We start from the raw sequence: 21,622 nt of genomic DNA, 5'->3' as shown, positions 1-21,622 counted from the left end.
TATGCTTTCTTACACATTCTTGAAAGAAATCTATAGATAAAAAATTCACCTCTAGTAGATTTTAGTTTTTGTTTTAAAACTTTATATCTTTTCACATCAATTCACCTCCTCTCTTTTTTATATAATACACCCTATTTTGACGTTATTTATGTCTATTATAAAAATATTTTATTTTTTTTATTCCTACTTAATACAAATAAATACGAATAGTAATAATAAATAGAGTTTTAAATTTACTAATAAATAAAAAAGCACATCCTCTGTGCTTTTTTGTTTATCCTTGGCCTAAATATTCATTTATAAATGAAACAATCACTTCACTCATTTTATAATTCATCTTTTCTTTCAAGCAAAGACTTATATTTTTAAAATCAATAAACAGCTTATGAGCATCCGATGCTATTATACTTTTTTTCCTAACATTTTAAAAATCTACTCTTTCTAATAATTCAGATGGCTTTACTGCAATTATTTTACTACCTGTAAAATCCTTAATGTTTCTTGTAACAATAAAACTAGCTTTTAGTTTTTGAGCAGTAACCATTTGTAAAGCATCTTCGTAATCTTTCGTTTTTTTCTCTGCGGCTTGCATAATTATCTCTGATTTCAAATCATAAATTTTAAAAACCAAGTTAATATTATTAATAACTTCTAAAGTCTTTTCAGGATCTAATTCTCTTCTTAAAATGTATACAATATTAGGAATCGAAAGTGCAGAAATATATCCATCTATCTTCCTTGTTTCACAAAGTTTCCATATTTTCAAAGAATCTTCATAAAATCCCTCTCTTTTGTATAAAACATCTAAAATAACATTAGTATCAATCAAGACCTTCATGCTTTAATACCCTTTCTTTTGTGATATCTTTCTCTGAAATATCATTTTTAAGAATTCCTAATAAAGAATCCGACAAATATGATACAGTCTTGTCTTTAGATATTAATCTTGCAACTTCTTTACCGTTTTTTATAATTATAATCTCATTACCATCGATAACAGATTGCAAATATTTTCCGAAATTATTTTGTAGTTCTGTTGCTTTTACTGTTTGCATAGTTCATCATCCTTTCTAGCTATTTTTATTATATATTATTTTAGACATTTTTGTCAATAAAATAACTATTTTTACCATATGTTATTTTAGACATAACCACTTGAACAAAAGTGAATAAAAATTCACTCTATGAGTAAACTCATATTTCCTAAACTTTTCAACTTTTATATAACTAAAAATAAATGAGCCAAAATTAATGGCTCATATTAAGTAAATTAATATATGATTTTAATGTATCCTCGCTCAGATTTAACTCAGTGAGGATTTTCTTTTGTTTTCCAGTTAATGCATATTTTCTTACATAAACATCATTAATCTTTGTGACTTCTATTTTAGATAATTCTTTAAATACCGTTATTAAAGTATCGCTTGAATTTTCTTTTAAATATTTTTTAAGTTTAGTATTAATACTAGCTTTTATTATTGATGAAATAAAAGCTATAAATGTTTTAACTTTTATTTTAGTATCACTATGAACTTTGAATTTATTCATATTCATATATGATTTGATATCTCTAAATGTCTTTTCGATAATATCTCTTTTTCTATATTCATCAATTACATAAGAAGTATCTAATTTATCTTTAGTAACTATAGCGAAGAAACCACATAAATCCATTTCACCTTGAATAATTTGATTATTAACATCATATTTATTTATATATCCATCTTTATCCTCTTCAAATAAGAAATATTTTTTATATGGCTTTAATTCTGCTTTCTTAGTTTTCTTGTTTTCTAATATTATTTTTAAACATTCTTCATAATAAGCTAAATTAGAAGCTAATATTTTCCTTTCTATTGAAGCTTTTTCATCATCATAATAAATATGTAAACATTTTAATTTTTTATCCTTAAACACATCTCTTTCAAGAGTTATTCCATATAAGTTATGTGATGAAATAAAATATTTATATTGATTCTTTATTTTATTCATATTCGCTATTATTGAATTATGAATTATATCAAGCGATGTTTTAGCCATAATAATATATTTAAAGCCATTTTCCTCTAAATAATCTAAATTATTTTTAGAAAACATGCCTCTATCTAAAATAAATGTAATATTTTTATCGCTATAGCCATAATTCTTGGCTTTATCTATCATTATTTTAGTTTGACTCATATCCGTAATTGAGCCTGGATACAATTCATAAAATAAAGGCATACCAGTATTATGATCTATAGCATAAGAAAGATTGATTTGTGGTAATCCTTCATCATCTTTTGGCTTACCATATTCAGCAAGTGATGATTCAGATATACTACTATTCATATTAGTGCCATCAAAATCAATTAATATTTCGTCTTTTTCTTCTTTTAAATTATTCCATCCACTTAAAAAAGAAGAAATATTATCATCAGTTAATGTATTAATGATTCTTGAGATTTGAGAATCAGAATATATTTTATTACAATACGAATAATATTCTCTTATGAAATATTTATAATACTGAGTAGCAGTATTAAATCCAAATGTATAATAATAAATTAAATCTTTAAATATATCGCTATTTTCAGGAATTATAAAAGATAATAAATTAGAAATACCTAAATTAGATAATTCTCTATCAAAAACCATCATAGCGCCAACTTTGATACAATCTGAAAATTCTGGTGCTTCAACTAAATATTCTTCAGGAGAATCATAATATTTAAAATAATTATCATTAGGATACATTTTAGTATCATCATATTTTTTACCAATACATATTCTTTTATCAGTATTATATCTTTTAGCAGGATCATAAACAGATTCAATTACATGATAAATATAAACATTACCATTTTGAGGCTTTTCTCTAGTGTTTTTAGGAATAGTAACAAGTGTATCTTTAAGCATAGTAGCACCGCCCTTCTATTTAGTTATATTATACAACTAAATAAAGAAAAAGCAATCTAAAAGCAAAAGAAAATTTTGATTATTTAGTAGTATAATTTATGAAAAGTTTAGGATTTAGCATTGCAACAATATCAATTACCGCTTCATTAATTTCTCCACTTGTTTCTTTAAATTCAACTATTTCATTTTCTCGTCCTAAATTCATTGCATCCTCCTGTGTCACAATAAATGTCACAATAAATGTCACAACAAATTGTAATACCAAGTGAATTTAAACTGAATACATTTTTTATTTGCCAACAAAACTTTTTTACCGAATATAGTTCCTTCGATTTCCCATATATAAGTTCAAATGTTTTATATACCGAATGTTATATAGAAGTTTAAAAGTTCTTAGTATCAAATGATATCAATAAGTTTCAATGAACAAAAGGAGTCCATCTGAACTCCTTGAAGGTACTTAGTTAAATAATGGTGTAGATAGGTATCTATCTCCATTATCTGGCAATAATACAACGATTCTTTTTCCTTTATTTTCTTCTCTTTTAGCTAGAATTGTTGCAGCATATAATGCAGCGCCAGAGGAAATACCAACGAACACGCCATCACTCTTCACTACACTTGCACCTGTTTTAAATGCTTCTTCATTAGATACAGTAATGATTTCATCATAAATAGTTGTATCTAGGGTATCCGGTACAAAGCCTGCACCAATACCTTGAATCTTATGTGGGCCAGCAACACCTGTAGATAATACAGCTGAGGTGGCTGGTTCTACAGCTACAATTTGAATATTAGGATTCTTCTCCTTTAAATATTTACCAACACCAGAGATTGTACCACCAGTACCTACTCCAGCAACGAATATATCAATATTCCCATCCGTGTCCTCCCAAATTTCTGGGCCGGTTGTATCATAATGCGCCTTTGGGTTTGCAGGATTGACGAATTGACCAGCGATAATCGAATTAGGAATTTCCTCATTCAATTCCTTTGCGCGAGCAATAGCTCCTTTCATCCCCTTTGCACCTTCAGTTAGTACTAATTCTGCACCATAGGCTTTAATTAGATTTCTTCTTTCTACGGACATAGTTTCTGGTAATGTAATAATTAAACGATAGCCCTTTGCTGCAGCAATGGCTGCAAGACCAATACCAGTATTACCACTGGTTGGTTCAATAATGGTTGCCCCCTTCTTTAATATACCCTTAGCCTCATAATCCTCAATAATAGCCTTCGCAATTCTATCCTTTACAGAACCTGCAGGATTAAAGCCTTCTATTTTTGCAACTATTGTTGCAGATAACTTATTTTGTTCATTATAATTTACTAATTCGACAAGTGGCGTTTTACCAACTAATTCGGTAATTGTTTTATATATTTTGCTCATACTATGCCTCTTTTTAAATCTTGCTTAATGCATTTTTTAAATCATCAAGTATATCATCGATATGCTCAGTACCAATAGATAATCTTATAGTACTATCATAAATGCCTACACGAGCTAATTCCTCTTTTGTCATTTCTGAATGTGTTGTTGAGGATGGATGGATAACCAAAGATTTTACATCTGCAACATTAGCCAAAAGCGAGAAAATCTTTAAATTATCAATGAAGGTCTTTGCTTCCTTTTCTCCGCCTACAACATCAAATGTAAATATGGATCCTCCACCATTTGGGAAATACTTTTTATATAATTCTTGTTGCTTTAAATCCTTAGTAATGGATGGATGATTTACATTCTTTACCTTTGGATGATTTTTAAGGAATTTAACAACCTTAAGTGCATTTTCTACATGTCGCTCTACTCTTAGAGATAATGTTTCAAGCCCCTCTAGAGCAATGAATGCGTTCATTGGAGAAATTGTAGCACCCGTATCACGTAGTAATATTGCACGAATATAGGTAACAAAGGCCTGTGGACCTAAAGCTTCATAAAAGGATATACCATGGTAAGAGACGTTTGGTTCAACTAAATGCTTAAATTTACCACTCTTTTTCCAATCGAATTTACCACCTTCGATAATTACACCACCGAGTGCAGTACCATGACCTACAATGAATTTTGTTGCAGAATGTACGACAATATCCGCACCATATTCAAGTGGTCTTACTAGATAAGGTGTTGCAAAGGTTGAATCGACAACAAGTGGAATATTATGCTTATGTGCTACCTTTGCAATCTCTTCAATATCTACAACATCAGAATTCGGATTTCCTAATATTTCGATGAATACAGCCTTAGTATTTTCCTTTATTGCCTTATCGATTTCTTCAGGGATTGGCTTAACAAAGGTTGTTGTAATACCATAATTAGGCAATGTATGCTGTAATAAATTAATTGATCCACCATAAATATTGTTTGCTGCAACAATATGATCGCCAGCGAAGGCTAATCCTTGGATAGTATAAGTAATTGCTGCTGCACCTGATGCAACCGCAAGTGCACAACTACCATTTTCAAGTGCACGAATTCTTTCTTCAAATACCCCTTGTGTTGGGTTTGTTAATCTACCATAAATATTTCCTGCATCGCGAAGAGAAAAGCGATCGGCTGCATGGTCACTATTATTAAATACGTATGATGATGTTAAATAGATAGGAACAGCTCTTGCTCCTGTTGCAGAATCTGGATTTTCCTGTCCTGCATGTAATTGTAATGTTTCAAATTTGTAGTTACTCATTTTATCTCTCCTATAGTTATTCTAAAAATTTTTCTTCTAACTTGGAGCCACACATGAAATTATGACTCCTTTTCTTATTCATTTTCCCTAAGCACATACATCGAATGTTTTTTCTAATCATAATTTCACTCCTTTTCTACTATTCCTATATATTTACTAGGATAACTATATTATACATCTTTTTTATAAATTGTAAATGACGAATTTGAAAAAATTAAAAGCCTAGGAATCTAGGCTCACTCAAATACTATAATCATTTCCCATTTTATTTTTTTCTTTGTCCACTAAATCCTCTAAAGAAATACCTTCCGTATATTTTTTAATCACCTCATAGTATCCCTTCCAATAATCAATGGTCGTGCAGCTAGAAGCCCTAGGACAAATATTAATATCCGTCTGTAAGCATGCAACTGGTGCTAAAGTTCCTTCTGCAGCAGATAATATTTCAAAGGTATTATAGTTTTTAATATCCTTAGTTAAAATATATCCACCTGTATTACCTCTTACGCTAATCAATAGTCTACTCTTTACTAATAAGGATACAACCTGTTCTAAATATTTTATAGAAATATCCTGTCTTTTTGACACATCCTTTAGTGAAACAGGCTTACCATTTGAATATGTTGCAATATCAATCATTAATCTTAAAGCATATCTTCCCTTTGTTGAAATCATGTTATCCCTCTTTTCCTATCAATTTACTATAGTATTATAACATTATTTTTTTAAAAAGTAGAAAAAAAGAAAAGCCAAAAGGCCTTTCTCCTAAAATTTTGAAATATTATAAATAGATAATAAATCGGGCTTTGATTCAAACTTCAATTCTTTACCATATTATTTCAATATTGAAACAGCATCACTAATGGTTTTTTCTAAGGCTTCTTTTCCGTATTTATCTACCCCAGCCTTATTCTTTTCCCCATGGGTTAGACATCCAGCCCCACCAATACATCCACCAACGCAAGCCATTCCCTCAATGAAGTTTGCATCCAGTACGTTTTTCCTCTTCTTTAGAAGTGCAATATGACATGCCTCAATGCCATCACAAGCACAGGCCTTTAAGTCAAAATCAATATTTTGCTCCTTCAAGCCTTCCAAAACAGCATCGGATAATCCACCGGATCGTGCAAAGATTCTACCAAAGTAGGATGCATTGTCAAGTACATCCTCCTCAAGTGTAGTTATATTTATATCCTTACTATCAAATAGTGCCTGAAGCTCCTCAAACGTAATTACCTCATCGATATATGGCTTTACTGTATCGAGCCTAGCTTCAGCTTTCTTTGCTGTACAAGGGCCAATAAACACAACCTTTGCTTTTTCATCCGTTGTTTTTAAATATTTTGCAAGGGTTGCCATAGGAGATAAATTATGAGAAACAAAAGGAAGTAAATCCGGAAATGAATTTTTAATATACTGCACAAAGGCAGGACAGCAAGAGCTTGTTAAAAAGCCCTTCTCTGAAAGCTCTTTAGACTCCGCTTGTGCTACCATATCTGCACCTAGGGCAGCCTCAACCACTGTAAAAAAACCTAATTCCTTAAGTCCCTTTATTACCTGGCCAAGCTTACCATAGGTAAACTGACTGGATATAGATGGAGCTACAATAGCATAAACCTTATATTCTGTATTTTGCTTACTCTTTTTTATAAGATCGATAACATTTAAAATATAGGATTTATCTGAAATTGCACCAAATGGGCATTGATATACACAAGCACCACATTGTATACATTTACTATTATCTATTGCAGCAGCATTATCCTCATTTATAGAAATTGCTTTAACCTTACAAGCAATTTGACAAGGACGCTTACGATTTACAATAGCAAAATAAGGACATACCTTTGCACATTGTCCACACTCTACACACTTTGTTTTATCTATATGTGCTACATGGTTATGGTCAAAGGATATGGCACCCCTTTTACAAGCCTCCTCACAACGATGAGCCAAGCACCCACGGCAAGAATCTGTAACCTCATAGCCTGCAGCTGGGCATTCATCACAGGCAATATCAATAACCTCAATTACATTAGGGTTATTCTTATCCCCACCCATTGCAATTTTAACTCTTTCTCCAAGAATAGCTCTTTCCTTATATACGCAACAGCGCATAGTAGGAGTTTTTCCTGGTACAATCGTTTGTGGAATACTCATAACATTCTCTAAAAGAGTATCCTCCCATGCCTCTTTTGCAACCTCACGAAGTACCTTATATTTTAAATATTGAACCTTTGTATCAAATTTTCTAAACTCCATAGTACATCTCCTTAGAAATAACTTACCTTTATCCTCTTCCCCATCTTTTTAAGACATTCGGATAATTCCTCAACGAGATTCATTTTAATATTAAAAGTAATCGGCAAATCCGGATTTTGATGTGCTGGATTTACCGCTCTTCCAACATAAAAGTTTATATCTGTTGCTTCTTCAAATAAAAGCCTACAAATGAGTGATGCTCCATCACGCTGAAAGCCCCATTTTTCATAAAGCTTATTTTGACCTAAAGCATCCTTTGCATATTCAATTACCTTACTGATGGTAATAACACCCTCAGTTACTAAATCAACCCCTTCAATTTCAGCAATTGGAGGAACATCTCCTCTTTCAAAGGAAAGATTTACCTTTACCTCTTTGCCAAGGTATCTTGCGGCAATCGATGAGGTTGTACCACCACAAATAATATGCTTTCCTTCCTTAGAAAAGAATAAAGACATCATACGATTATTATCATCAAAATTACGTGGAGGTCCAAATAAAATATTCACTGGTTCTCTTTTTCTTACCTTGATGACACAGGCCGTTGCATCATCCCCTGGGTGGTGTCCATATTCCTTATCACACTGGTCAACTAGCATAGTAGCTAAAGTTTTTGCATTATATCCTGCTTGAGCTAAAGAAAGCATAAAATCAGCAATATCCTCAAGCTTCCATCCAAAATTATATGCAAGACCAATTCCAGCATGAGGACATCCATCACTCATTGCGATTAAGCAATCATCCTCTTGTAGATTAATAATGGATTTTAAAACCTTTTTCCCTTCAATATTAAGCTCCTTTGTAGGATAATTATAAACATTAAAATTTCTTAAAAATATGACCTTAGGATTATCATATTGAATAATTTCAACGGTTCTATTTTCTATAATATGAATAATTGTAAATGTAGAATATGCAACACCTCTTACAGAGCATATAGGTAATGTTGCTGCAATCGTTGAAACACAATCCTCAAGCTTTAATCCCTCTGCCATCATTGTAGAAATAATCTTTGATGTAAGTGTAGATAAAATACTCGCCTTAACTCCACTTCCTAGGCCATCGGCTAAAACAATAACCTGGGAATTATCCCCTTGGTTTACTATATCTACATGATCTCCACAAAGCTCTTCTCCCTCATGATTTATACTTTTCCAGCCAATATCTGCACATAAATTATTCATCAACAATCGACTCCTTCAGCTTTGTAAGAGCAATTTTTGTCTCTGCTGCAGTCTCACCAAGAAGAGATGCTATTTCTTGAACAATTCGCATTTGCTTTTCTACAACATTATCTGCAATTTCTACGGTTTGACGACTAATTTCTTCTTTACGCTCACGCTGAGATTCTTCTTCCGTCACATCACGTAAAATTCCTAACAGTAAATGATATTCCTTATCATAAACAATCGTCTTATCTACATATTTGCCATATTCCGCAAGATATTCTCTCTTATCATGAATTGGTCTTCCCATATTTAATACCTTAATAAAGTCATTTGGATCTAATATACGTATGACCTGGTCTCCTAAAATATCCCCTGGATTACGTAAATTAAGCATTTTAAGTGCAGCTTGATTTACCTGCTGTACCTCTAGAGTTTCATTAAGTACAATTAATCCATTTGGTGTATTTCTAGAAATTGTGTCTGAAAAATTCTCAGCCTTTTCCTTCAGATATGGAAGGCACATTGAAATTTCTGCCTTACCCTGTAAAATCGCAATCGCCTTAGCTCTACAAGTATCATATCCACAAGAACCACAATTCAGCTCATCCTCTTTTTTCATTTTACCCATCTGACGAAGTGTTTCTTGGATTTCAGCATCGCTAGGAAGTGTTGTGCCACGATTAATCGTTAAGAAATGCTTCACAACCTCATTTGGTGTAGGCTGTGCTACCTCAAAATCCTCTTTTCCTGCATAATCGGATACAGATAAATAATCCTTAACTGGAGACCTATGGAATTTTTCCATTACAGGTCCTCCAACACAGCTACCGACACATGCAGACATTTCGATGAAGCAGTTATGTACATTTCCTGCCTCAATATCCTTAAGTGCAGCCATACAGTTTTCAACACCATCGATAGCCATATAGCTATAGTTTGGATTTGCCTTAGCCATAGTCTTTAAAATTCCACCTGTCGTCGGGAAGAATCTTGCAAGACTCTTTTCATTTTTATCCTTTTTCTTTTCTAGAGAAATCCTTTCGTTATTTAACCATGCCGTAAGCTCATCAAAGGTTAAAACAGCATCGACAATGTCCCCATACTTCTGAGCCTCATCCTTCTTTGCAACACAAGGCCCAATAAATACAGTTTTCGCATTTGGAATTCTCTTTTTAATATCTATACAATGCGCCTGCATTGGAGATAAAACATCAGCAAGATAAGGAAGTAAATTTGGATAATACTTCTGAATAAGTAAATTAATGGAATGGCAGCAAGAGCTAATAAGAATATCTCTTTTCCCTTCATTAATCAGTCTATCATATTCCTTTTTAACAATCGTTGCACCAATTGCCGTTTCCTCTACATCATAGAATCCTAGCTTTTTTAATGCATCACGCATAGAATCTATACCTACACCCTCGTAATTTGCAACAAAGGAAGGTGCTAAGCTAACAACCACAGGGTCTCCACTTTGAAGTAAGACTCTAACCTTTTCCGTTTCATCGACGATTTGCTTTGCATCCTGTGGACAAACGACAAAGCACTGACCACATAAAATACATTCATCACTGATAATATATGCCTGATTTCCTGAAAAACGAATCGATTTTACAGGACAATGACGAATACACTTATAACAGTTTTTACAATTTGATTTTTTAAGAGTTAGACATTCCATTATATTTCGCCCTTTCCTTTTCTAAAGCCACCATTACCTTTTCCTTGAAAAATGCATCAAAGGTTTCTGGTGTAATGCCAGTAAAAATATCATCATCTATTGTTATTGTAACGCCTACACGATTACACTTATTTGAACAAAATCTTCCTGTTAAGATAATCTCATTATCTAGTTTATTTTCTTGAATTGTCTTTTGAAAAAGCTCAACTAATTTTTCAGATCCCTTAAGATAGCAACTGGAGCCTACACAAATTTGAACAATCATTTTACATCACTCTCGCTAGTACTTCAGTATTAAAGAATTCCATTACTGTATCTGGCTTAACGGAATAGAATTGATCCTCTACCATAACCGATACACCTTGCTGGCATTTGCCTAAGCAAAATATACCAACAAGCTCCACCTTATCCTCAAGCTTATTTTCCTTAATTAATCTTTGAAGCTCTTCAACCACTCTTCTTGAACCCTTAATATGGCATGAGGAACCAATACATACTGTAATTTTCATAATACCTACTCCTTTATCCTAATTTATATACATACTATAACAGAAAGATATACCGTTATTGAAATATCCATAATAAAAAGGAAGTAATCCTATATTCGATGCTTAAGATTTCTGAATATAGTTACAACCTGCTATAGAAAACTGTATTTCAGTTTCACGCCTTTATCTTTTCGTATGTAATTCATATTTAAAGCTTATTCCATAATTAAGTGTACGAAATAAGCTCTAAATCCTTTTATATAGTCTTTCATACGACTTTTTGGCAAATAAATTATAACAAATGTTGTGTATAAATTCAATGATTCCGTGCTCTTTTAAAGTTACATATAGCTTTAGAAAAAGCATTAGACCGTTGTCATCTTTAAAACTAAAAAACAAAGGATTCTAAATGTATGCTATTTTATTTTTCATACTATAGGTCCCAAATAAACCCTAGACATCATAATGGAATTTCAAAAAAATAAAGGACACTTTTTCATGCCCTTGTATTTTATATAATTCTCTTTCTAATTTTACCTATTAGAATACATAAAATTAATACAACTAAATTAATAATTACAATAATACTTCCTGCAGGAGTATCAATATAGTAATTTAAGATTAAACCTAAAAAACAGCAAAGAATGGAAATGATAACGCTTGAAATTATGACACTCTTATAGGTTTTAAAGATTTGTCTTGCAGAAACTGTTGGGAAAATAATTAAGGAAGATATTAATAATGCTCCCATAACCTTCATGCCTATAACTACAGTTAAGGCACATAAAATGGAAATAATGATAGAATAGAATTCACTATGCTTACTTGTCGATTTAAAGAAGGTTTCATCAAAGGTTAATGCAAATATCTTATTATATAATACTATAAATGTACCAATGACAATAATACTTAATACGACACTTAGGATTAATTCTTCTTTAGTAATTCCTAAAATACTACCATATAGGTATCCTTCAATATCGACATTCGTACCCTGTGTATGAATTACGGTATATCCTATCGCAAGTGATGATGCAGCAAGAATACCAATGGCGGCATCTCCATGTATTTTATTCTTTTCTGTAAGCTTTAATATCAATACAGCAGCAACAATTACAAGAGGCATAGCTAGGGCCAGTGGTGCCCAATTTAATGCGCTTGCAATAGCGGCAGCACCAAAGCCAACATGAGATAAGCCATCTCCAATCATAGAATTTTTCTTAAGTACCATAGATACACCCAAAAGTGCAGCACATATAGATATCGCACCCCCGACAACAAAGGCATAAACCATAAATTTATAGGAGAACATCTCGAAAATATTGAATATCATAGATTGGCCTCCAAATAATCATCGGTTTTACCAAAATAATAACCATCCTGGGATAAAGCTAACACCTTATTTCCGATTAAGGAATCATTATCTATATCATGTGTAATCATAAGAATCGTTATATTATGACCTTCATTTAAATGCTTTAGGGTCGTATAGAATTCACTTTTTGATTTTTGATCTAGATTGTTACTAGGCTCATCTAAAATTAATAGATTTTCTGTTGCACATAGACTTCTTGCAAGCAATACCTTTTGTCTTTGTCCTCCAGAAAGCTGAGAAAAGATCTTTTTCTTTAAATCTGTAATCTTTAGAATTTCCATAATTTCTAAAGCCTTTTTCTTTTCATTTTTATTATAAAAAGGACGAATTCCAACCTTATTGATAAAGCCAGACATGATAACTTCTAAAACTGAGGCAGGGAAATTCGGATCCACTCTAGTTTCTTGTGGCATATATCCTATGTTATCTATATGATATGTAATCTTACCTTCTATAGGCTTAATCAGTCCAAGCATTCCCTTAACCAATGTAGATTTGCCAACGCCATTAGAGCCTAAGACGATGATAAAATCCTTTTCCTCTATCTGAAATGAAATATCATGAAGAACTGCTTGTCTTTCGTATCCAAGTGATAAATGCTCTACCTCAACTAGCATGGGAACTCCTCCTTTTTTAATTTAGAGCTAATCTTAATGCCTCTACATTCTTTTTCATAAAATCTAGATATGTATAGCCCTTTTTATAATCATCCTTTGTAATATTTTGCATAGAATAGAAGGTTAAAATTTCAATACTTGGTCCATCATAACCATTCTTTTTTTCTTTTTCAATTTCCTCTTTAATTGTTCTTGCAACCGTTGAAGATGACATTTCAACGACAAAAACATAAGAAAGATGCTTTTTCTTCACCTGATTTGTTAAAGATACAATTACCTTACTTGATGCATCCTTATTCGATGAGCATCCCATAAATGCTGCATCATAATTTATTCCATACTCTTTTACAAAATATAGAAATGGGAATCTATCGCCAAAGCATAAAAAGTTCGTTTTTGCATTTGAAACAATATCCTTAATTTCTTCGTCCATCGTATTTAGGGATGTAATATATGCATTCGTATTTCTGATATACTTATCCTTATTACTAGAATCAATTTCACATAAGGCATCACAAATAGCCTTTACTATAATACTCGCATTCGTAATCGATGTCCATACGTGAGAATCGTATTCTACCTTATCTATTGCATCCTCTTCTTCTAGTTCATCTTCAGCAGAGGTAGGCTTTTCTTCACCAAGTAAGGAAACGCCCGCATTTCTTAAGCAATCAAACATATTTATAATCTTTAATTCCTTTGGAGCACTAGATAGAATTTCCTCTTCAACCCACTTGCTATCATCTTCTCCACCTACATATATAAATACTTTTGCTTTTAATACATTCTTTATATCTACTGCAGATGGACTATAGTTGTGAATATCTACGCCAGGCTTAACTAACATATCTGCTTCCATAGTAGAATCTTTAAGAACTGCCTTTGCAAAATCAGCCCCTGGATATATTGTAGATATAACATCCAAGCTTTTTCCTCCACAGGATGTTAAGGCTAAAACAAATAAAAACATACAACTTAAAAACACAAAGCTAAATTTCTTCATCATAAATATATAAACCTCTCCCCACATTTCTTGCAAACACCGCTGATATATGTATTTTGTGGTTCTATCATAAAGCCAAGATTCTCCTTCACCATAGAAACAAAATCCTCACTTTCCCCATTGCCTAAAGCAATTACCATACCACATTTCTTACATTCAAAATGAAAATGAGTTAAGCATTTTTTTGATTCTACATATTGATATGTAGCATATTTTTGATTCGATGCCTGATGCTTTAATAGCATTCCCTTATCTACCATTTTTAGAATATTTCTATAAACCGTAGCTAAATTAATGTCATAACCAGACTCTTTTATATCGTTATAAACCTCTTGCACACTAAAGCTTGTATTCTTATGTTTTTTTAGGAATTCTATTATATATTCCTTTGGCTTTGTTTTATAATCCTTTTCCATAATATCACCTTTTGCAAATCATTTGCAAATTTATTATACGCCTCTTTTTTTCTAAGTCAAGAAAAAATACCGCAAACGCGGTATTATTCGACACTCTTTAAGGACTCTACCATTTTTACTCCTCTAATCCTTAAGGACAGTAGCATATTTATAGCTATTGCGACACCAAAGGTTAATAGGAAGGCAAGAATATAGGTCTTAAAATATATATGGTATAAATAGGAAACTAAGGATACTATATTATTCTCTAGCACGAGTAGCATAAATGGATATCCTAAAATTAATCCTATAACTACACCTGCGAACGTCAAGGATAAGGATTCAATAAGTAGAGATCTTACGATTTCCATTTGATTAAAGCCTAAAACCTTTAAGGTTGCAATATCCCTGCTTCTTTCTTTAAAATTCATTAAGGATAAATTATAAATGACAACAATACCTAAAAGTATAGCAAATATTTTAACCGCATTTGTCATTACAGAAATACCACTCATTAGGTTTTCGGTCATTTCAACCCAATGCGATGGGGTTCTTGCCTCATTGACATAGGATAAGCCTTCGAAATATTCTAAATATTCCTTCTCCTTTGTTTTATCACTTAATCCTATTTCTAATAATGTATATCTAAAGGTAGAACAATCCTTAAATATTTCATTGCCCTCATGTAAGATAATTCCATTGTAATAAAATGCTGGATAAATACTATCTACCTTAGCCTGATAATCGATAGAATTATAAGTAAAATGAACCATATCTCCAACATCAAGTCCTAAGGTTTCTGCAACATTTTTAGATACCATACAGGAATTGATGGGGAAATCCACCTTAACGGCTTCTCCCTCATTTGGGATGATATAAATCGTAGATGCCATTTTGCAACTACTATCCTTATAGGCCTCACTCGCTTGATGAATGGAATATTCATAATATTCCAATCCATCTAATTTAGCCACATCGGAATCTAATTCTTCCTTTGTTTTATAACTATTGAATACAATCGTTAAATCCGAGCTATAGAACAACCCTAAATCATTATCTATACCATAATTTAGAGTATCCTCAATACCAAAGCCAGAAACTAATAATGCAGTACAGCCAAGCACTCCTGCGATAACCATAATCGATTTACCTATATTTAAAGAAATATTACGGAATGCCATCTTAAGTGAAAAGAATTTTGTTTTCTTAAATTCTATTTTTTTCTTATGATTTTTTAAGCGAACTACCCTTGGTCTCATAGATTCTGATGGCTTTAGCATAATTTCTTTTCTTGCAATAATATAAGTAACAAGAATGCCAACACCGACAAATACAACCAACGTTAAAATACCATATAGCCATGGGAATTTATATGGTGCAGCTGGCAATTGATAAATAATACCATATTTTTTACCTAAGATCTTAGGCAATATCATTGGGCCTAAGACCTCGCCGATTACTGTACCGATTAAGACTAACGTCACGGTTAGACTCATATAATGCAGCATAATCATTCTTTTGGGTACACCTATAGCCTTAAGAGTACCGATTTGCGTTCTATCCTTTAATATCATTTGGGTTAGTGTAGTTAAAATAACTAATACACCAACTAAGAAAAAGAATAGGGGGAATACATAAGTAAAGTTTCTGGCCTGCTTGACATCATTGTCGATGACCATATAAAAGGGCATACCACTTCTTTGGCTTGTCATAAGTAAATTATTATTGCTTCCCTTTGCTAGAAAATATGCATCAATCTTATTTTTTAATTCTAGTGCATCACTATTTTTTGCTTTAATCACATATTGATTTGGATTCAGCATAGTCAATAAATAATTATAAATTAGATTGACTACATTATCCTTATAATTCTCTTCTAAAAGCTCTCTTGCAATTCTTTTTATTCTAGCCTCACTTATTAAAACAACACTATGATTATAGGATGCCTTCGTTATATTCTCAGGATAATCCATAGTGCCATCTATGGTTGTTGTAAGTGTTATGGAATCCTTAGCGAAAATATTCTCTTTGCCCTCTTTAACAAACTTGTTTAATAAAGCTGCATAAGCGCCTAAATTATAGCTTGATATATCAAAGGTAAACGAAAATTCATCACCTAAATTATATAAGATAGAATAGGAATCCGATAAGCTTATTAAATCATTATCTATATAAATAAAATCATCTATAGTGTTCTTTTCTGTATTTATTATTTTCCCGTAAGGCTTAGAAATCGTAGGGATTTCATCTACAACGGTAATAAAAAGAGAATGTGCACTAGATTCTGATGGGATATAGATTCTAGATTCCATAGAATCTCCATCACTTAAAAGAGCTTTTATATTATCATAGTCCTTTTCATCATAGCTTTTGGTCGTAACCCATAAATCCGCTAAATTGCCTTCCTCATACACTGTATTTACTTGAGATTCAAAAACATCCGCATTTGCATGTAAACCTACAAATAAGGTAACTGCAATAGCACCAATGACAATAATCGCAATAAATTGCATAAGGTTTTGTTTTATCGTTCTCACCATCATTTTATTTAATAATGAGAATGCCTTCTTTTTATTCATTACCAATCAACCTCCTCCGGCTTTATCGGATTTGGATTGATTTCATCGGAAATAATATTACCATCAGATATTCTAAATACCCTTTCTGCACACATAGCAATTTTTTGATTATGCGTAACAATGATAATGGTTTTATTATATTCCTTACCAATATCGTATAAAAGCTTTAAAATTGTCGCACCTGTCTTCTTATCTAAGGCTCCGGTAGGCTCATCACAAAGTAATAGCTCAGGGTTTTTCACTACCGCTCTTGCGATAGATACTCTTTGCTGCTCACCACCAGAAAGCTGGCTTGGGAAATTGTTCGCGCGCTTTTCTAGTCCTACTCTTTTTATAACATCTAAAGGATCTAGAGGATCCTTTGCAACGCTTGCCGCAAGCTCTACATTTTCTAAAGCAGTTAAATTCGGCATAAGGTTATAGAATTGAAAAACAAAGCCAATCGTTTGGCGTCGGAATAAGGATAACTCCTTATTATTAAATTTAGCGATATCGAATTCTCCTACCTTATAGGAGCCTCTTGTTGCATCATCCATACCACCTAATATATTTAATAATGTGGATTTACCTGCACCAGATGGGCCAAGAACTACCGCAAATGTACCCTCCTCTAGACTGAAGGAGATACCATTTAATGCCCTTACCTCATTTTCTTCGCCTTCATTATATATTTTTTCTAAATTTGAAACCTCAATACTCTTCATTTTTTTCACCTTTTCTATCTTTATCATTATACAATATAGGGCTCCTTTATAACAATAAAAATCTCAGATTTCTGAGATTTTTACAAAACTATTTTGCTAAAATTTTCCTATTAATCCTAAAATAAATTGTGAGAACTTACTTCCAGCTTCCCAAGCATCTGCTTCACATAATTGAGTTTGATAAGCTGTATAATTAGAACCGTCTGGATTTGGTGCAATATAATTTGCTAATGAATCATACATTTCAACATTACCATTATAAATAGCATCTTGATATTGCCATGCATGTCTCATTTCATGACCAATAGTATCTGCTAATCCTTTTAATGTCATATGCTCATCAGCACGCATATTAACGGTTAACGTATTACTATTAGGATCATACGAACCACAATCAGCAGTATTATTACTATAAACAATTCTAACCATTGGCTTTTCTTCAATTCCGTATTGATCTGCAGCTATGTCAGTAAGAACTTTAACAAGTTCTTCGTCCTCACCACGTTGCTTCCCTGAAACATTTTCTTTATACAATTGTTTTGTTTGCTCTTTTTTATTATTATAAAAAGAGTTCTTTACATCTGCCTTAGGATACAAACCGCTTACGTCTAATTTTTTATCTATTAAATCAAGGCCCTTATAGATAATCATTCCTGAAACTAAACAAGCACCAAAACCTACTAGTTTTCCTAGATTTTCATCATTAGATACTCTAGTGACAACTTTAGCAACATAGTTAGCGACAATTCCAGCACCAATTCCTGAAGCCAACGCTTTTGCAACTGTTGTAACAGAAGCACGAATAACATTGCCGGCTGTTTGGAACGCATTAAGTCCTTTTACTTTTGCAATATTTAAAGCTTTTGAAACAGGCATCATAATGTTAGAAACTAAAGTATTAGCGGCTCCCCAAATATGATAAATTAATGTTGCTGTTTGTTCATCAGGAATCAAACTTTTAAATACTGCTAACACTGGATTCTGAGATTCTGAGATATCCCCTTTTGCCCCATAATATACATCCTGGCATCCTGAAATCATATTTGATACGTTATAAATGATAGATGCTGTACCAGTAGTAATTACAATAGCAGAAACCGCAACAACACCAGCTTTACAAACACATACTACAGAAGCTACTGCACCTGCTGTAGCAAGACAAGAACCTATTGTTGAAATTAATCCATTTGTAACTCGGCCAGAGTCCATTGCGTTTTCAGAACCAAGAACATGAGATTTACCATCACTATCAACAGTTAAAAATTGATTCCCTTTTATAGATTTAATCTTGCTGAATAATCCTGTTTTTAAGCTAGAACTTATAAAATCAGAAACCTTTGATGAGCCACCAGAAGCAGTATCAGATAACTTATCCAGTGTTTTACCATCAAGAAGAAATACTGAAGATAAATCTCCCTCCATGTTTTCTTCGACATCAACTATTGCATTAACATTTGAGACTGCTCCATCAAAGCACTCACGATTATTTACATATAGTTCTTTTACTTCTCTTTCAGCATCTTCTGAAGAATAAATAACTTTATCATTATCGAAATCGTATAGTTCTACTGTTGAATCGTAATTACTTTCTTTATTAGCTTTTAATGTAATGTTAACAACATAATGATCAGACTGTGTATATTTGAAGTAAATGTTATTAAATATTCCACTAAAACTATCAATTGTTGCACACTCGTCAACAATAAATGATTGAGCATCTCCTCCATACGAATTAGTAGAAACTGCAATTAATCCACTTTGAACCATCTTATCAGTTATTTTTAATCCGTTATAATTTTCTGGCACCAATTGAACGAAACCACATGAGCATATTTTAGTTCCGTTTTCTTCAATAAAGGTGTCTCCTTTTGTAAATATTAATCCACCATAGATATTATCTTTATAATAAGCTGCGCCATTTAAAACGGTATATCCTCTAGCCCCTAAAACCGAACTTAAATAATAAGCAACAAATTGTTCAGTTAAATAGTTATTATCAATTACTAACGCATTTGTAAGATCAAACGAAGTGCCAGCACTTAAATCCTTAATAGGTTTGCCTGGATTTGATTGTGCGTATTGAATTTCATATGTTTTTGGAGTAGTTAAACCAACAATATACTCTTTTGCATCTCCAATTATCTCTCTAGCTTTAGCATTAGCTTTATTGTATCCATCAACAGTCCAATCTGCTGCTTCATTATAAAGCCAAATGGCACCACCTTTTGTTGTTCCATATAGTTCAACAATTTTATCTTTCGCTTTTCCAAATATATCTTCTGCTCCCGATAATATTGACTGACCTTTGTCTTTGATATCTTCCCATATTTCAGAGCCTTTTTCCTTAACATCGTCAAAGTTAAAACTACATCCGACCAAAGTAAAAAACAAAAGGAATGAAAGAACAGAACATAAAAATGATTTTAATATCCCACGATATTTCATTGTTTTAAACCCTCCTAAACTAAAGAATTAGTGAATAATGAACACGTAGCATACTGGATAGTTTCATAGTCTTTTCAACATATGATTCGTATTCATTTGCGTCGAATCTTTCTATAATAGGTTTTGAATCTTTTTGATACATCACAAAGCCTTGAGGAATTGAGTATTTGTCAAACAGCAAATGAGCCTCATAAATATCGTTTGTTTTATATTTTTTTAATATGATATCTTTTTTATAAAGTTCAACTGCATAATCATTGATTCCATATTCGAATAATAATATCTTCTCTTTGAAATCATTGTATTTACCCTCAACGATACGAATTGTATAATTGGAAGGATAATTATATTTTTTCACAAACGATTCATGGATTTCTGTCGTTCCAGAATTTTCTGGGAAATAATATATCATAAGTCCTTTTTTCATATCATGAAATACCATCGTATCAATGACAGATATCTCACTATTACATTTAGGACATTTGTGTTTTATCCAGGAATCATTTAGTATCTTAGATAAATCGCCATTTTCTTCCTGTAAATTATATGAACTATAGTGTTCATCTGAAAAATGATGGCCACAAACAGGACATACTAATTGAAGCGTTTTTTTCATATACGTCTTGCCTCCTAAACACTGCATTGTTTTATAGTTTAGTATATCAAAAAAAACTAAAATTACAATATTTCAGGCACTAATTTCAGGTACTAATTAACGTATTTTGCTAAAATAAACCACCTATAATAAAAGATGTGATTTCTAAAACCATAACACAAGCAAATATAATCCAAGTCTTTTTATCTAGCTTAAAGCTTCTCTTATATAATACATAAGCTAGATATGTACATAGTAAAATAATAATTGCGATAATAATATTTTGACAAGAGAATATCGTTGAAATCAAAAATACAGGAAGCATGATCTTATAACAAAACCAAGATTCACTTCTTTGTCCTGCATCTTCACTTTTAAATCCTAAGGACATAAAATATTGTCCTATGAATGCAAAAACGCCTAAGATTGAAAATATAATTAATGGCACATAATCCATGTTTATCTTATCATGAAATAAAATCATCTTTGTAAAATTCACTGAATAACTATAATAATTGAATAGAACAAAAGAATCGATATAATTCATATAGGCATTTGGGTGAATCATTTTCTCTAGCATTATGACTACTGGCCATAAAATAATCGTTGCCATTAAGGTACAAAGTATACCATCGATTACATTATTCGCTTTTGTAAAGAAGAATACCAAAATGGAATATACAACAAATCCTGAAACAAGTAACATTCCATAATACGCAAAGAATCC

The 21,622-nt window shown here is 32.1% G+C and carries 21 protein-coding genes; all 21 read right to left on the bottom strand.

Translation table 11 applies throughout. From position 1 onward, the window contains the following. Positions 1-424 precede the first annotated feature (424 nt). Positions 425-838, bottom strand: a complete 414-nt coding sequence (locus SPJ17_RS01880) for a PIN domain-containing protein (RefSeq protein WP_321092196.1) — start codon at positions 836-838, stop codon at positions 425-427. Continuing rightward, entirely contained in the window at positions 822-1,055 is a 234-nt protein-coding gene (locus SPJ17_RS01875; RefSeq protein ID WP_321092194.1) for a type II toxin-antitoxin system prevent-host-death family antitoxin, read from the bottom strand. The genes SPJ17_RS01880 and SPJ17_RS01875 overlap by 17 nt, the downstream gene beginning before the upstream one ends. Positions 1,056-1,248: 193 nt before the next feature. Beyond that, complete coding sequence (locus SPJ17_RS01870) at positions 1,249-2,898, bottom strand: transposase (RefSeq protein ID WP_321092192.1); 1,650 nt, start codon at positions 2,896-2,898, stop codon at positions 1,249-1,251. Between the two features lie 79 nt (positions 2,899-2,977). Beyond that, positions 2,978-3,103 carry a hypothetical protein gene (locus SPJ17_RS01865; protein WP_321092190.1) on the bottom strand — a complete coding sequence of 42 codons (126 nt, stop codon included), beginning with the start codon at positions 3,101-3,103 and terminating at the stop codon, positions 2,978-2,980. A gap of 255 nt (positions 3,104-3,358) precedes the next feature. Next, positions 3,359-4,288: a cysteine synthase A gene (cysK, locus tag SPJ17_RS01860; RefSeq protein WP_321092188.1), complete on the bottom strand. Its 930-nt coding sequence runs from the start codon at positions 4,286-4,288 to the stop codon at positions 3,359-3,361. Positions 4,289-4,301: 13 nt separating this feature from the next. Further along, complete coding sequence (locus SPJ17_RS01855) at positions 4,302-5,582, bottom strand: O-acetylhomoserine aminocarboxypropyltransferase/cysteine synthase family protein (RefSeq protein WP_321092186.1); 1,281 nt, start codon at positions 5,580-5,582, stop codon at positions 4,302-4,304. A gap of 240 nt (positions 5,583-5,822) precedes the next feature. After that, on the bottom strand, positions 5,823-6,257 hold the full coding sequence (locus SPJ17_RS01850; protein WP_321092185.1) for an Rrf2 family transcriptional regulator: 435 nt from the start codon (positions 6,255-6,257) through the stop codon (positions 5,823-5,825). A 159-nt stretch (positions 6,258-6,416) separates the two neighbouring features. Then, positions 6,417-7,844, bottom strand: a complete 1,428-nt coding sequence (locus SPJ17_RS01845) for a 4Fe-4S dicluster domain-containing protein (RefSeq protein ID WP_321092184.1) — start codon at positions 7,842-7,844, stop codon at positions 6,417-6,419. A gap of 11 nt (positions 7,845-7,855) precedes the next feature. Next, the gene (locus SPJ17_RS01840) at positions 7,856-9,028 is read right to left on the bottom strand and encodes a SpoIIE family protein phosphatase (RefSeq protein WP_321092183.1); all 1,173 of its coding nucleotides are present in this window, start codon (positions 9,026-9,028) and stop codon (positions 7,856-7,858) included. Then, complete coding sequence (locus SPJ17_RS01835; RefSeq protein ID WP_321092182.1) at positions 9,021-10,694, bottom strand: [Fe-Fe] hydrogenase large subunit C-terminal domain-containing protein; 1,674 nt, start codon at positions 10,692-10,694, stop codon at positions 9,021-9,023. Before SPJ17_RS01835 ends, SPJ17_RS01840 begins: the two co-directional genes overlap by 8 nt. Then, complete coding sequence (locus SPJ17_RS01830) at positions 10,675-10,959, bottom strand: (2Fe-2S) ferredoxin domain-containing protein (RefSeq protein WP_321092181.1); 285 nt, start codon at positions 10,957-10,959, stop codon at positions 10,675-10,677. Before SPJ17_RS01830 ends, SPJ17_RS01835 begins: the two co-directional genes overlap by 20 nt. 1 nt (position 10,960) lies before the next feature. Beyond that, positions 10,961-11,203 (bottom strand): (2Fe-2S) ferredoxin domain-containing protein, encoded by a 243-nt coding sequence (locus tag SPJ17_RS01825; protein ID WP_321092179.1) that lies wholly within the window; start codon positions 11,201-11,203, stop codon positions 10,961-10,963. Positions 11,204-11,693: 490 nt separating this feature from the next. Then, complete coding sequence (locus SPJ17_RS01820; RefSeq protein ID WP_321092177.1) at positions 11,694-12,515, bottom strand: metal ABC transporter permease; 822 nt, start codon at positions 12,513-12,515, stop codon at positions 11,694-11,696. Further along, positions 12,512-13,174, bottom strand: a complete 663-nt coding sequence (locus tag SPJ17_RS01815; RefSeq protein ID WP_321092175.1) for a metal ABC transporter ATP-binding protein — start codon at positions 13,172-13,174, stop codon at positions 12,512-12,514. Before SPJ17_RS01815 ends, SPJ17_RS01820 begins: the two co-directional genes overlap by 4 nt. A 16-nt stretch (positions 13,175-13,190) precedes the next feature. Further along, positions 13,191-14,180, bottom strand: a complete 990-nt coding sequence (locus SPJ17_RS01810; protein ID WP_321092173.1) for a metal ABC transporter substrate-binding protein — start codon at positions 14,178-14,180, stop codon at positions 13,191-13,193. Continuing rightward, positions 14,177-14,593, bottom strand: coding sequence for a transcriptional repressor (locus SPJ17_RS01805; protein WP_321092171.1), 417 nt, complete (start codon positions 14,591-14,593; stop codon positions 14,177-14,179). The genes SPJ17_RS01810 and SPJ17_RS01805 overlap by 4 nt, the downstream gene beginning before the upstream one ends. A gap of 83 nt (positions 14,594-14,676) precedes the next feature. Then, on the bottom strand, positions 14,677-17,151 hold the full coding sequence (locus SPJ17_RS01800; RefSeq protein WP_321092170.1) for an FtsX-like permease family protein: 2,475 nt from the start codon (positions 17,149-17,151) through the stop codon (positions 14,677-14,679). Then, complete coding sequence (locus SPJ17_RS01795) at positions 17,151-17,855, bottom strand: ABC transporter ATP-binding protein (protein WP_321092168.1); 705 nt, start codon at positions 17,853-17,855, stop codon at positions 17,151-17,153. Before SPJ17_RS01795 ends, SPJ17_RS01800 begins: the two co-directional genes overlap by 1 nt. Positions 17,856-17,951: 96 nt before the next feature. Beyond that, positions 17,952-20,300: a hypothetical protein gene (locus tag SPJ17_RS01790; protein ID WP_321092166.1), complete on the bottom strand. Its 2,349-nt coding sequence runs from the start codon at positions 20,298-20,300 to the stop codon at positions 17,952-17,954. A 19-nt stretch (positions 20,301-20,319) separates the two neighbouring features. Continuing rightward, positions 20,320-20,916, bottom strand: coding sequence for a CpXC domain-containing protein (locus SPJ17_RS01785; protein ID WP_321092164.1), 597 nt, complete (start codon positions 20,914-20,916; stop codon positions 20,320-20,322). A gap of 109 nt (positions 20,917-21,025) precedes the next feature. Further along, positions 21,026-21,622: hypothetical protein (locus SPJ17_RS01780; RefSeq protein WP_321092161.1), on the bottom strand; the 597-nt coding region annotated here is incomplete at its 5' end.

Source organism: Anaeroplasma sp., from assembly GCF_034179385.1.
In the GTDB taxonomy this organism is placed as follows: Bacteria; Bacillota_I; Bacilli_A; order Acholeplasmatales; family Anaeroplasmataceae; genus Anaeroplasma.
This window is presented reverse-complemented; position numbering and strand designations above follow the sequence as displayed.